Below are 14,413 nucleotides of genomic sequence, written 5' to 3' on the forward strand. Positions count from 1 at the left end.
TTTTGCATACCATCAGAACTCGGCTGAAATGTTACAGTGAAGAAACGCTCGTCTTATCTGATAGAAAACCCCTTCCACCCTACTGTTTTTGACACGTTTTTTGTAATGCCCTTTACTTTCCGGCTCAAGATAATTTTTGGCTACAAGAATTTTAGCTACTTCTGCTGATTTACAGTTATGTCGCCTGCACCAGTCGTCAAATACAGGCGCAAAAATCATCAGATCCTGACTTGTGTTATGGATATATCCCCAGTGGTTACTCGGCGTGTAAGCATTTTCATCCTGCAAAGGTATAAAATGTGCGGCCTGCCGCTTGATAAGGTCCAGTTGAATGGCGCTTAATGCTTCCTTAACCGGGTTGTACTGGTTCAGCCCATCATCAAGCCAGCGGCGAACCGCGCTCATCACCGAATCTTTAATCATTTGCGGTTCAAACGGCAAAATATCCCACTCAGCTGCCATCCCCCCAGCAGCCAGACAAAGCGCAAAGCGTTTTAACGCCCGGTGCTGAATATCGGAAAGAACATATCCGTCTGATTGCAGTTCCTCCGAGAGGATCTGGCAACATTCTTCCGTCGTCGCCTTTATTTGCTCGGATAATTCACTGTATGACATCAAGCTATCATCATCATTCTGCTGCGACAGAAAACGGGCAATAAACGCTTTTCCAGCCGTGCCATACTGTTCCGCCAGTTCTGCTTTGAGGGTATCAGCGCGGCGACGAACCTCTACTACAGTTTCCCCCTCTTTTGCTGCGTCTTCCGGCAGAATATTCAGGCTGATAGCACGATGCTCCTGACCGCCCTGAAGCTGCTCGTTGTGGGAAGCCAGCTTTTCCGGTATCGACATTTCACCGGAGGATAAAATGTTCATTTTCCATAACACAGGCTTTCTTCTTCTGACTGATTTATCCAGGCGAACTTTTGCGCGGCCAGAGGTGATGTTATACAGCAATGATGAGAATTTTCGGTCATTGTAAGCCCCCAGTTCATCAATACAGGCTACCAGCCCCGAAAACTCACTCAGACTGAGTTCCAGTGCATTATCTGTTGTATTCCATCGCAGGATAGCCACATCCGGATGACTACCGGGTTCACCGCCATGGGCATGAACAGACATCCCCACCTGAAGAACGACTGTTTTCCCCGTTGTTGATCCGCCATAAAAATGAAACAACGCCACATCCATCCCGGCCATTCCAAGCAGTGTTGAAGCTAACGAGCTGCTGAGCGCGAACAACTGAGGCCATCCATGCACATTATCTTTGATCACTACCTTCCATCCGGCTAACGAGCCAGAAGGGCGAATGCCTGAAAAAGCTGATTTCTGAGGAACAAGGTAATCAAAACCGGAGATCCCTCTGGCGAGAGGCATATCACCATGCAAAAAGGCTGCTTCTCCTTCGACCATCCCCATAGACTCCGCCACCAGATACATTGGCAGCGCCATCTTCATGCACGCATGGATAAACCTCTCAAGGTAAACCCTTGAATGAACAGACGTCGTGACGCCAAAGCCTTTGGCAACCAGATCCGCAATGACCAGTTCCGGGTTTCTTGCCAGTTCGTCCAGCGATACCGATACAACGACCTTTTGCCCGATGTAATTGATGGTCATCAGATCAACGCTCATATTGAGCTGTTTGTTCTGAGAACAGCGTCTGGCGCAGGGAATAATAACCGTGGAACTGATTTGTACAACCTTTTTGCCTCGGGCAAAAAAAGTACCCGCGCTCCCGTTATAGTAGCCCGCAGGAAGTCCCGTTGCACATCCCCCCTGCGACGGATCATCTTCATCCAGTTCAATCTCTATTGCATTGTCAAGAATACCTGCCGCACGCGCCTCATTCAGCGACTTTTGCGCAAGGAACTGATTAAGTGACAGATCAATATCGCCTGCCAGGCTGGTCAATATATCGCCATTCATGTTTCACTCCTTAAATTCAATATGAGCAGCAGGCGTAAGCCAGAACCCATCCGCCTGCTGCGATGGTTCTGTTTACGAATTAACAACGTCCATTGCCTGATTGACGGCTGTGTGATACCGCTCCGGACTGGAATGTACATAGATCTCAGTGACTTTAATCGTACTGTGGCCCAGCAGCTCCTTGACCATGTGGATATCCGCGCCACTTTCGACAAGGATTGTCGCAAAAGAATGGCGCAACTCATGGATGGTATAGGACGGGATACCCGCTGTTTGACAGAGTGTTTTTTGCAGGCGACGGGGTTCTGCAACCGGATTATCCGTGTTTTGTCCAGGGAAAACCCAGCCGCTATCCCCCAGGAACTGACGCGCTTCGGTCAGCAGCACAAAGGCTTTATCACACACCGGAACATGACGCTGCCTGCCATTCTTGGTCTGTCTGAGCGTAATGACCTTACGTGACCATTCCACATCCTCCAGACGAAGGTGACGAGTTTCCCCCAGTCGAAGCCCGGTTAAGCCCAGAAACATCAGCAGCATGACCGCTGCACTATCGGGTTCCTTGTGGTGTTTTTTCTCGCAGGCCTTAAACCAGCGCTGAAATTCCTCATGGCTCATCGCCCTGCGACGGGACGTGGTTTCCGGCAGCATCCGGATAAACTCAGTGGGTAACGTCGTCACCAGCTTCATTCTGCGACCATAACCAAAAATGGCTTTCAGCAGAGCCAGATGACGATTACGTGTGGCTGGTTTCAGATTGCTCAGGCCATTGAGATAACGCCCGATAACGCCCTCATCGATATCATGAATCTTAAAATGCCCAAGAAGGGGAAGCAGATAGTTACGGATTTTTGAACGATCGGTATCGGCAGAACGCTTTACACCAGCGTCCAGAACATCATGTTCGAAGCGATCCAGCAGACCACTGAACAGCAAATTATGCGAAACGAACAGGTTAGCACCACGTAGCTGGTACTCTGCCCGCATATCTGCAATTAGTTTTTGTGCTTCTGACCGCGCCTGCGTGATGGTAAGTGCCGGATAATCACCCAGACGGCGATATACGTTACTCCCGCCACAACTGAAACGGGCGGCAAACATGACCTTGCCTCGTTTACTGACCAGCGCCTTAAAACCCGTAGTTCTGCTGTCGCTCAGTTCACGACTTTTGCCCTTCTGAATGCATTCAGCCTGAACGCTCTGAATAAGGGACTGGCTTATAGGTTGTGTTGTACAGGACACAGCGTCCTCCATGTATGCGGGAACGGTTAAACGCTGTGCATACGCAAGGGTGCTGCAAATCAAGAGAAGGGTTGTAAATACTACTTTGACAATGTGTTGCATAGCCCGAATCCACGCGAAAATTAAACAAAAGGATCAGAGATCCCGTTGAATTTCGTGTGTTAATCCACTGGATCCACCAGTGGATACCATTGGCGTCATAAGACGCTCTTGGTCCCGTAATTTCTTACAGGCTCGAGCAGGGCACTGATAAAGCGCCCCGAAACAACACATCACTGTGAAGGCTCAGAACAGCGAAAGATGGCAGGATATAACCTGCATACATCATTGACCGCTGTACCAGTCAACGACTCACCTGATGGTTCATCGGGGTAGCCGCGCTGGACTCCTTAATGCTTACTGGCCATGAACAGACCTGCACTGAAGGCGGGATAAATGTAACTGGAAAAAATCCACGATGTCAAAACCTTTTTCCATACTTCGCCGTAACACGCCACAAAACAGGCACATATTATCCATTTGAAATCAATCAAATGGAGATAATCATGTTCAAACTCACTACCCCCACCAATCTTCCCCTTCTCAAACTGCCCGCCTCCGCGCTGGAAGCCCTCAGCAATGAAATCCTCGGCCCCGTCGATGATATCAACCTCTTTACCGCCTTCTGGAACGAAACGGGAACCCTGCTCTGGCATCTCAACCACAACGACACTCTTCCCGAAGACCCGCTGCTGGCAGTCGCTCTGGCTAACCCGGAATACGTCACCGCACTTGATGATGGCTGGTATCTCCTGCTCGGTATCGTCTGCGATAACGGTCAGGGTATCTATCTGGTGTTCCCGGACACGACCGTTATCACTCAACTCCAGAACCTGATTGAGGCGCTGACCCATGAGTAAGAAAAAAGGCGCTACCGAAGCCGCCGTCACCGAAAGCTATACCGTGTTCTACAGTGGTGAAGCCGAGAAAATCAGCCCCCACAGTAAAGGACTGCTGACGTATGAGCTGGGTAAAGAGGGTGAAACCGGAAGCCTTGCCCTGCGCTTAACCGCCAATGGCGAAGGGGGCCTGTTCTCCCGTGAATGGATAGCGCTTGATGCGATTCACGCCATTCTGGAACAGCAGCCAGACAGCTTTCCGTCCCGTGTATTTCGCCCACTGTTTGGTCAGGGCAGCACCAATAACGCAGGTTTTCTTGCTGCCGTGCTCAGAAGTCCGGATATCTGCCTTATCGAAGCGGACAGCAGCAGACTCTTTATGCACCGCTGCTATGCCGACTGGCAGCATCGTATGACGCAGCTTGCTACGCTCAGCCAGGACTAACCCCGCTTTTTCTGTGTTCTGTTAACCAAAAATCAGGAAATTCACTATGTCATCACCCGTAATATTGCAGGGCGGCTATGTGCTGCCTCTCTCCCGGTCGTTCACCCAACTGCTTCTGGATATCCTCGCGCAAAAACCGCCTCATCGTCACCCCATCACCGGATTAACCATTAACTTCCGTGACCCTGAATACTCACCGGAAAAGGGCGGCTGGCATCCGGTCGAAATACGCCTCATCCCTGCCGGAGAAGACTGGCAGCTCGATTACGTCACCGATTTTCACTATGCAGGGCATCCATGGCCTGAGCTTGAAAAAGATGTCGATGTGAGCTGGACGCAACAATACACGTGGCTTTCCCGTTGTGGCGATATCTCTCATGTCGACGCCCGTGAGTTCTGGTCGCTATGGGAAAGTAACTTTATGGCTTACCACGATATGGGGGTTTTCACGGTCCGTACGTTGTGGGAAAGCTGAGTGTTCACAACGTTTCCCCCGCATCCCCCCTCTCCCCCGTAGTAAGGAACTGAATGTTATGTACCGGCTTCTGCTGCTGAACTTCGTGGATTCATTTATCGATAACTGCATTCTCTCCTGCGTCGATGAACCGGCTTACGGTGGTATCGTGCAGTGCGAACTGCTTTTTGGCCTTGCCGCACACAGCGGTATCTATGTGGGTAACGGCGATATTGTTCATCTTGATGGCGATGGAACCGTTATCAAAAGTAAGGCCAAAGGGTTTCTTGACCGGCTCGATGGCTGGAACTCCGCTATCTCGGTGTATACCGACTGTATGGATTTGACGCCTCAGGGTTGTGCGCGGGCCGCTGAACGGGCAAAGGTGGCAGTGGGTCAGCGCTATCCTTATAGCCTGCTCGACTTTAACTGCCACCGGTTTACTGCCCGCTGCGTTACCGGCGATTCGTGCCCTGATATCTGGCTTGCCAGACACCTCGATTCTTTTCAGAAAGGGGACCGATGGCGCGTATGGCAACGATGAAAGCCAGCCGTTGCAGGCAACGTGTCACCGGACAGGGAGAACGGCTTATCCGACTGACCATGGCCCTGTTTTACGGTCAGACAATATCTGTTCGCTACATCATCCGGCAGTTTGACGTGTCTCCCCGTACAGCAAGACGGGACCTCACCCATCTGGCCTTTGTGCTGGAATCCGCTGGCCCTCACCTCTGGCGACTGGCTCCCTCTCTGAAACCCTGACTTTTTTCTCTGCCGGACATATCCTGACCACCCCGTATGGCAGGCTGTCTCCGCTTTTCAATCCATAAGGGAACATGATGAAAATTTCTAAACTGTTAACCGCCACACTTCTGCTTTCAGCCTTCAGCCACAGCGCATTTGCCGACGAGCAGGCTGACGCTCAGATGATAACCAACTCGACCTTCTGTGCGATGTACTCCACCCGCCTGACCCAGACCAGTGACAGCGGCCTTCAGGTAAAAGGCGTCAATCTCAATGCCCGCATCAACGGACCGGTATTCAACAGGGTACTTCAGGTGATGAACAAAACCTATGGCAGAACCTGGCTCGAATCAAATGCACGTAACGGCAGCATGACCGCCATGCAGCTTTCGCAGTCGGAGCTGCTCTATAACCCGGAATATGCCCGGCAGTGCGATGCCTTTGCGGATAAAGTGGAAAAGGAATGGCGCGGAAAGTAATCCCGACGCGTTATACCTCCATCCGGTGAACAGAAACCTGCTTTCGGGCAGGTTTTTTTTACTTTTTTATTTTTCAGGCGGACAAACCCTGTCCGGGGGCTTCCTTAAACTGTCAGGTCCAATATCTGCAATGAGGTGAAATATGGCTACCTACCGACACGACCCCGACCTTGAGTTTCTGCGCCACTGTCATCGTGACGATCTGGATTTACTGGTTTCTGTGCTTATCTGCGATCCGAAAGACGGACTGGCACGCATCACGGAAACGCTGACTTACGATCCTCAGTATAAAAAACACAAACCCAACCACCCGCGCTACTGGGATGCCATTGCCGCCGAGGTTCAGACATTTGGTGCAAACAGCTTCGCCACGCTGCTCCGCTGGGGTAAAGGGGTGCTGTACCGGGAAATTCTTACCGATGCCTGCGATAAAATGAAGGTGAACTACAACAGCAAATCCAGCGTCGAGACGATTGAAATGAATCTGCTCATGAAGATCCTTGAGAAAAGTCTTGAGAAGATGACGCCTAACCAGTTAAAGACCGTGGCGGAAGAGTTGCAAACGGGCTACAGCAATCCCACGCCGGAGCTGCTGACCATGGCAATCCAGGCGGGAATAAAAACATCCGGGTTTGCGGCCTATCAGATGGCACTTGTTGTCACAAATGGTGTGGCGAAAGCCCTGTTAGGCAGAGGGCTGACCGTTGCAGGAAATGCCATGCTGACGCGTACCATGGGCGCTTTTGCCGGTCCCGTGGGCTGGGTGCTCAGTTCTCTCTGGCTGCTGATTGATTTAGCCGGTCCCGCATACCGGGTGACGCTACCATCCTGCATTTTTATTGCCTACATGCGCCAGAAGCATCTTTATTCACCTGAGAATACTGACGTTTAACACTTACATTTAAGATTTTCAGGCTTTAAAAAACTTCAGAGGGCGGACAAATCCTGTCCGCTACTGCTGGCATCATTTCCCGGCAAAATTCGGGAACGATGTATGACACTGATAACACAAGAAAACGAACATGACAGACTGGCAACCCGCCTTTCCATCATCCTGAGCCGTTTATTTCAGGGTGAAAAGCTGCATATCGGGACGCTGGCAGAAGAATTCGGGGTGACAACGCGAACGCTGCGGCGGGATTTCAATGTCCGTCTGACGTACCTTGATATTGAACAGAGCAACGGCGTGTATCAGCTTGCTTCGCATTACTTTCGCCGCCGCACGGAACGGGATATGAAGATACTGGCGAGGTTGCTACATCTTGACCGTCTGTTACCCGCGATGGACGCCAAACTGCTGAGCCTGATGCTTGACGGGGAACGCCCCTCGCCCTACAGGATTATGCTTCCGGAGCCGCGCCAGAAACCAACGCTGTTCGGTGATTTCAGCAGACTAACCCTCGCCATACTTAACCAGACCAAGGTGCGTATCAGAACCGACGAAAACATCAGCCATACCGTTCATCCCTATCGTCTGCTTTGCAGCCATGCAGAGTGGTTTCTTGCCGGATGTGCTTTATCGGGCGTGTTCGTTATTTCCCTGTCCCGAATCAGGCTAGTAGAGGTAATACCGGATACAACTTTTGAGATCGATAACACACTCATTTCGCTGATTGAACAGTCTGACTTTATGGAAGCGTTACCCCACATGAACATTATTCATCAGATAATGGATTACGGGGCAAAACAACCGAATAATCGCAATTAAAATCACAACATATTATTAGTGATGATTAAATCACATTAACATGATAAGTGAGAAAGTTATGATTATCGATAAAGAATACGCACTTGTAGATGCAACAGCAAGACTTAACACTGACCTGAGGGATTATAAACATGAAATAAACAACGCCGCCATTATAACATTTGGCAATGACCTCATTGAGGTAATCGTATATCAGTTCAGTTTTATCATCAGTGTCAAAACAGATGGTGAGAAGATAAAGCACGGTCTTCTTGTTAACTTCGGGAAAAACATAGCAAGACAGGTTTCATCTCTTTGTTTATCAGCGATGAGAATGTATCCGAATGCAAATCACAAACCAAGTTACCAATTATTTAGATGCATTAACTAAAAAACCTACCCTTTATAATAGCCGCCAATAAAAGAATTTTTTAACCTCCATACTCTCAGCATATTTATTGGGATAACTTATGTCACATAACTATCTTTTCAGTAATGGGGCATTATCATAAAACACGCTAACTTCTAAAACATTGTCAACAAATGACAAGTTGAATTCATTATTTTAATTACCAATGAATTGATTATTTACTACACATGGGATAAATGATAAAATAGCTATTTATTTCATGTGTATAAGGGTTTAGTTATGGCAGTTTCAGTAGAAAAAAGCTCTAGTGATCTGTTACTAGAAAATAGAACAGGTTACTTCGATGAACTATTTGATGTTGATTACGATGAAGAAGGCAAAATCATTGATTTTTTAACCGGCAACACGCTATTAACTAAACCAGAAGAAATTGTTAGGCAACAATATCTAAAAAAACTCCATTTTGAGTATGGATATCCTAAAAACAGAATGGCGACAGAGGTTGCAATATATTATGGAAGAAAGTCAGAAGATTATACTGGTAAGAATGTAAGAGCTGACATTGTAGTTTACGAGGATGTAAAATCTTGTAAGGATAGATTACAACACAAAATTTCATTGATTGTAGAATGCAAAGCTCCATCAAAGAAGGATGGAATGGACCAATTAGCATCATATATATTTAACACAAGTGCCAATGGCGCAGTATGGTGTAACAATATCGACGATCCAGAATACTTTAGAAGATTTTCTTCACCAGAAAATAAACTTGTATCATGGGTTGGAATTCCTCACAGTGGAGAGAGTTGGGATTCATTAGGTTTTATTTCAAAATCAAAGTTAATTAGGCCAAAAGATATTAAAGGGATTTTAAGACGGTGCCACAATAAAATTCATGCTAAAGGTAATGATAGTGATGAATCTGACTTAACAATGGATATTGTTAGGATTATCTTAGCAAAAGCACGCGATGAAGAAAAAATAGGTAACAAAGCCTTATTTTATTGCACGCCAGAAGAATATCTTACTGAGACAGGCTCAAAGAATGCCGCAGATCGAGTAAAAAAACTTTTCAAGGAGGTTGCAAACGATAATAAAGGCGTATTTAGCGAACACGAAAAAATAGCAATTAGTGACAAATTAATTTGTGATGTTATCATCGAGTTGCAACATTATCGTTTGCTGTCAGATTTATATTCCTCCGATGATTGGGATATTATGGGGAATGCTTACGAACAATACACCGCTTCATACTTAAAACGACAACAGGGGCAATTTTTCACAAACAGACTTGTGACTGATTTTATGGTTAGATTTTTAGACCCTGACTATGATGATATTATTCTTGATCCGGCCGGTGGTTCTGGAGGGTTTTTAACGTCATCAATGCGTTATGTTAGAAGGAAAATACTTAAACGACTGAAGGAAGGACATCAAAATAAAATTGCCAGTCAACGTCAATTAGATAACCATAGAACTAAATTATTCATGGTTGAAATAAATAAAAGATTAGTGAAAATAGCTAAGACGGCAATGATTTTGAACGGAGATGGTCATGCCGGAATTACTCATGGGAATAGTTTATCTAATTATGATGATTTAGATAAATCATTACAAGCATACTCAGGGAAGAGTATGCCCACAATCATTTTAACTAACCCACCATTTGCCGGTATTGGTCAAGGACGTATTACCGACGAAAAAATACTAAATAATTATAGCTGTGGCATGAAATGGACATCTCGTGATGGAAAGCTGGAAGCTTCCGAAATTTATGAAGATGGTGTGCCACCAGAAATGTTATTTTTTGAGCGATGCTTAGATTGGATCGCTCCTGGCGGAAAAATTGGCATAGTAATGCCTAAGTCTTTTTTAGATACAAAAACATATCTTCCTGCAAGAAGTATCCTTTTAAACGATTATAAGCTATTGTCCGTAATTATATGTAATAAAAATACTTTTCAACCTCATACAGGTGTAAGAACTTGTATTCTCTTTATAGAAAAACCGGAAAAACAGACTAAACATGCAAAGCCCTACCCTATTTACATGGCTTTATCTAGAAAAATAGGACAAGACAGTGAAGGGGTGCCTATATTCAAATTCGATAGCAACAATAAGCAAACGGAACTATTAGATGAAGATTTGTCTGATATTCTTAATGATTGGACTAAATTCAAAGCTAACGAACTAACTGAATCTGAATATCGTTTTTCCGTAAGTAGTGATGATATTAGCTCAACTGATTTAAATATTAATCCACAATTTTATCTACCAAGCATTAATAATACAATCAAAGAAATTGAGTCAATCGACCAACATGACGGCTGGTCAGTAACAACATTAAGCCAAGTCTCATCAACAGGTATAAAAATATTCAAAGCTCCAAGGATGAAAACGGAAAATTTAATTGTTGAGGATTTCATCAATGAATGGTGTGAGACTTATAATACACCATCATCAGTTTTACAAGAGAAAGGGGATGCGTCCAAAATCCTCGATATTAGTAAGGCTAACAAGAAGCAAATAGCGGCAATTAGAGATTTACGTGTACAACATGGTGATATATTAATAACACGTTCAGGAACTATTGGTCGTGTTTCTTACGCCACCAAACGCATTGCAGGAAAAATTTTATCGGATGATATGATTCGAGTTCGCATTACTGAAGAAAATTTACGCTTTTATGTTTACGCATATTTACAAAGTAATTTTGCCTATCAGCAAATGTTAAAAAATGAATATGGAACCATCCAACAACATTTAGAAGCTCGTCATATACAAAATATAATTATACCAGTCCCTGATGACTGGAGTACTGTAATGGAAATTGTTACCGAAACTCAAAATGCGATAATTTCAAAGGAAAGAATGGAATTATCAAATAGAAATAGCAAAAAATCCACTTTAGCAATGATCTCATCGCTCATTAAGGAATCATTGAATGACTCTACCAAAAACAACGAGTAGCTCAAGGTGAAATGTTAGTAAAGCTATGAGAGTAAATTTACTCTCATAGCTTTGAATGTAATTAAAAAATCATAACTCGGCTATTTATAGTTATGATCTAGTTTCTTAAACACCCAGTACGTATTTACAAAATATCGATAAACTACTTAGGGTCGCTAGAATAGCAGTGGCAACAGAGGACACTGTAACATCAAGCTAAACGTTTTTTTTAATAATTTATAACCAATTCCCCCAGCTTCTTTCATCACTAAAAATTGACTGTTACTGTCTATGCCATATATCCCCCCCCCTTGAACGGCCAACCATAAATGGTATGTAATCGCCTTACTTTCTCAGAATAAAATCCTATATTTTATCTCAATAATAAAGAGAATGACTAAGAATGAAGGGGCCTTAAAAATGGTTCGTAATCAATGGTAGAGATCTGGTAGTCTCGAATGCCTTTTTTTGAGTGTGAATTTAGGTATATGACACTCAACTAAAATTTTATCTCAAGGTTAACCAGTAAAAGACTGTTAGTTCTGCTGGATCATTTGGCCTTTTTTAAAGGGATTGAAAATCCCCGTGTCCTTGGTTCGATTCCGAGTCCGGGCACCACTTCTTCAGAGCCTGTTCGTTAAGAGATGAGATCCTTAACGGGCAAGACAGTAGTCCCCAGACGGCATGATGATGGTACTTGTTTACCGCATCAGTTGAACACGGGACTTAAATCCAGAGGATGGTACGAACACCCTCTGGATTTATCATTATACGCATTTTTACTGCACGAACGCATTTACCTTCAGATCCTCCTCCATCAATCTTTTGTAACACCCCCCATTTTTTCTGTTTTTAATTTCATTAACTTAGATTTAATTTAAGATTCATCTTATGCTACATCCAGCTCCGCCAGCATGTCCCTGACCTTATCCAGATCGCTTTCAACATACTCCAACTACCATTCTCCGAAGAAAACACTGGCGTGATAAACTGTAAACTCAACGATGTCGTCAGGATTTATACATCCACGGTACGCACGGGCAAGTTCAAGCTCCCTGCCTACCAGAAGTAACGTTTTAGCATTGTCAATGAATCAGAAAAACCACTCGGCCAGAAGCGTACGAAGAATGCTTGCCGTACGACCGACTGCCCCCGAGCTGGCCGCTCTGCATGCACAGAAGGAACTGCCTGCTGACACGCGGAGACATAATGTCATCCCGTAGCCGCCATGTTAATTGACCTGGTTTAAACTTTAAAATAAAGCGACCGCCAATCCCCTATTCTTAACTGTACAAAGATATTTTCTTAAAACTTTATTACAACATAACAAATTGATTAATAATGAGAAATAAAGTATCTTTTTTTTCCGAGTTACTTTCCAGGGAAATATCTGCTTTATATGTACATCTATTTCAGATTATTTTTACTTTATTAAAAAGTTACTTCCCTGATATTTGTTTCCAACGTTATTATTAGCTTAATAAGGTGCATATTTGTATGGAAATATCAACACACACGCTTTCTGACGGTATCGTTCTGACACATCGCTCCCCTTCAGGCAGTACAAAAAATCCAGTGATTATTTTATGTCACGGCTTCTGTGGCATCAGGGACATTCTGTTACCTGAGTTCGCCGAAGCCTTTACCCGTGCAGGGTTTTCCACGATCACATTTGACTATCGTGGGTTTGGCGACAGCGACGGTGAACGTGGCCGTCTGGTTCCCTCAATGCAAATTGCCGATATCCTTTCCGTTATTAACTGGGCAAGGGAACAACCCGGTCTTGATGGCGAAAGAATCGGTCTCTGGGGAACATCATTTGGTGGATGCCACGTCTTTGGTGCCGCAGCCCAGGATTCGGGGATCAAGTGTATTGTCAGTCAGCTTGCCTTTGCAGATGGCGAGGTTATCGTCACTGGTCATATGAATGAAGCAGAGAAAGAGGCGTTTATTGCAACCCTCGACAAAATGTCAGAGAAGCAAAAGAACACCGGAAAAGAGATGTTTGTCGGGGTTACCCGCGTATTAAACGATGCAGAGTCAAAGGCCTTTTTTGAGGAAAACCGGGCACAGTATCCGAAGATGGACATCAAAATACCATTCCTTACGGTGAAGGAAACGCTCCAGTACAAACCCGCACTGAATGCCGCACAGGTGAGCTGCCCCACGCTGATTGTTATTGCCGGTAAAGATACCGTTAATCCTCCCGAACAGGGACGGGCATTGTTTGATGCTGTCGGTGCAAAAGAGAAAAAACTGTATGAAGAGAATGAAGCCCGTCATTACGACATTTATAGCGGGGAACACTTCAGACAGGTAATCTGCATTCAGACTGAATGGTTCAGAAACTATCTGTAGTCTCTTGACCAGACATACAATTTGCGTTTTGGGAGGGCTCAAAATGGACAGTGAACTGCAATAGGGATATATGTGTCGCGTAAACTCGCCCTCCTGTTGTTGCAGCCCCAAAACCAGTATTCACTAACGAATACTGGTGATACAGTTAAGGGCAATCTAATGTCAGTTTATATGTCGAAGACGCGCCATCGACACCAGGTTTAGATATGTAGCCATATTTTAATTCACCACCGCCGCCTTCGGTTGTGTTCTTCCCCCCTGCACTAACAATAGGCTGGTCATTTAAATACCACTCAAGATCGTCCCCCTCAATTTTTTCTATTGAAATCAGTCCGTCCCCATCCCCCTCAACAGTTCCGATACTTGTCAATTCCCACCACGTTTCTTTCAGGTTCTGATTCTGGGGAGAGATTATAGCAACTGTTGAAGTTTGTCGTGATTCTAAAATCGTTTGACCTATATGCTTTAATTCCGTATTGTCCTCGGCATCGTAAGTAAATGCGCGTACCACGAGGGACATCAATACAGTGTCCCAATCATACATTTGCGTAATTTCAGCCAGACTCGGGTTCCATGGTGTAAATGTTTCAGTATTCATATCGCATGCAGGATATGCATGTTTACCGAAAGATATTCCACTGGATATATCGATGAGTCGTAGTTCAACATATCTGCCATCATCATTACGTTGAATACAAAAATTTCTTATTTCGTTTGGGTTCGTTTCTAATGATGTAATCAGTTCATGCACTTTCAACGCAGCTATCGAATCAGGATAACTACATTGGATCGATATACTGGCATTAACCACGAATGAAAACATGGAGGTTAGCAGGATGGAAATACGTAACATAATTGCACTCATCTGTTCTCGAATAATC

General features: G+C 44.9%; 14 protein-coding genes. 11 read left to right on the forward strand and 3 right to left on the reverse strand.

The genetic code is table 11. From position 1 onward, the window contains the following. Positions 1-12: 12 nt before the first annotated feature. On the reverse strand, positions 13-1,926 hold the full coding sequence (locus tag OGV67_RS14365; RefSeq protein ID WP_286465676.1) for a DUF927 domain-containing protein: 1,914 nt from the start codon (positions 1,924-1,926) through the stop codon (positions 13-15). Positions 1,927-1,998: 72 nt separating this feature from the next. Then, positions 1,999-3,270, reverse strand: a complete 1,272-nt coding sequence (locus tag OGV67_RS14370) for a site-specific integrase (protein WP_286465678.1) — start codon at positions 3,268-3,270, stop codon at positions 1,999-2,001. A 443-nt stretch (positions 3,271-3,713) separates the two neighbouring features. Between OGV67_RS14370 and OGV67_RS14375 the strand changes: the two genes are divergently transcribed. From OGV67_RS14375 to uilS, 11 genes are all read left to right on the forward strand, one after another. Beyond that, positions 3,714-4,067, forward strand: coding sequence for a hypothetical protein (locus OGV67_RS14375; protein ID WP_228333136.1), 354 nt, complete (start codon positions 3,714-3,716; stop codon positions 4,065-4,067). Next, complete coding sequence (locus OGV67_RS14380) at positions 4,060-4,491, forward strand: hypothetical protein (RefSeq protein ID WP_054625980.1); 432 nt, start codon at positions 4,060-4,062, stop codon at positions 4,489-4,491. The genes OGV67_RS14375 and OGV67_RS14380 overlap by 8 nt, the downstream gene beginning before the upstream one ends. A 46-nt stretch (positions 4,492-4,537) precedes the next feature. Next, positions 4,538-4,966 carry a DUF2787 family protein gene (locus tag OGV67_RS14385; RefSeq protein WP_049012548.1) on the forward strand — a complete coding sequence of 143 codons (429 nt, stop codon included), beginning with the start codon at positions 4,538-4,540 and terminating at the stop codon, positions 4,964-4,966. A gap of 58 nt (positions 4,967-5,024) precedes the next feature. Next, complete coding sequence (locus tag OGV67_RS14390; protein WP_286465679.1) at positions 5,025-5,489, forward strand: lecithin retinol acyltransferase family protein; 465 nt, start codon at positions 5,025-5,027, stop codon at positions 5,487-5,489. Next, positions 5,468-5,707, forward strand: coding sequence for a DeoR family transcriptional regulator (locus OGV67_RS14395; RefSeq protein ID WP_071977973.1), 240 nt, complete (start codon positions 5,468-5,470; stop codon positions 5,705-5,707). Before OGV67_RS14390 ends, OGV67_RS14395 begins: the two co-directional genes overlap by 22 nt. A 77-nt stretch (positions 5,708-5,784) precedes the next feature. Next, positions 5,785-6,168: a hypothetical protein gene (locus tag OGV67_RS14400; RefSeq protein ID WP_048227221.1), complete on the forward strand. Its 384-nt coding sequence runs from the start codon at positions 5,785-5,787 to the stop codon at positions 6,166-6,168. A gap of 142 nt (positions 6,169-6,310) precedes the next feature. Beyond that, complete coding sequence (locus tag OGV67_RS14405; RefSeq protein ID WP_228333129.1) at positions 6,311-7,060, forward strand: YaaW family protein; 750 nt, start codon at positions 6,311-6,313, stop codon at positions 7,058-7,060. A 102-nt stretch (positions 7,061-7,162) separates the two neighbouring features. Further along, positions 7,163-7,876 (forward strand): helix-turn-helix transcriptional regulator, encoded by a 714-nt coding sequence (locus OGV67_RS14410; protein ID WP_228333126.1) that lies wholly within the window; start codon positions 7,163-7,165, stop codon positions 7,874-7,876. Positions 7,877-7,934: 58 nt separating this feature from the next. Next, positions 7,935-8,246 (forward strand): hypothetical protein, encoded by a 312-nt coding sequence (locus OGV67_RS14415; protein ID WP_228333125.1) that lies wholly within the window; start codon positions 7,935-7,937, stop codon positions 8,244-8,246. Between the two features lie 258 nt (positions 8,247-8,504). After that, complete coding sequence (locus OGV67_RS14420) at positions 8,505-11,195, forward strand: N-6 DNA methylase (protein ID WP_228333124.1); 2,691 nt, start codon at positions 8,505-8,507, stop codon at positions 11,193-11,195. Between the two features lie 1,476 nt (positions 11,196-12,671). Next, on the forward strand, positions 12,672-13,532 hold the full coding sequence (uilS, locus tag OGV67_RS14425; protein ID WP_115614419.1) for a UilS family quorum-quenching N-acyl-homoserine lactonase: 861 nt from the start codon (positions 12,672-12,674) through the stop codon (positions 13,530-13,532). Positions 13,533-13,677: 145 nt separating this feature from the next. Here uilS and OGV67_RS14430 read toward each other — a convergent pair whose 3' ends face one another. Further along, positions 13,678-14,385, reverse strand: a complete 708-nt coding sequence (locus OGV67_RS14430) for a hypothetical protein (RefSeq protein ID WP_147294115.1) — start codon at positions 14,383-14,385, stop codon at positions 13,678-13,680. Positions 14,386-14,413: the final 28 nt, after the last annotated feature.

The organism is Citrobacter sp. CK188, assembly GCF_030333525.1.
Lineage (GTDB): Bacteria > Pseudomonadota > Gammaproteobacteria > Enterobacterales > Enterobacteriaceae > Citrobacter_B > Citrobacter_B koseri.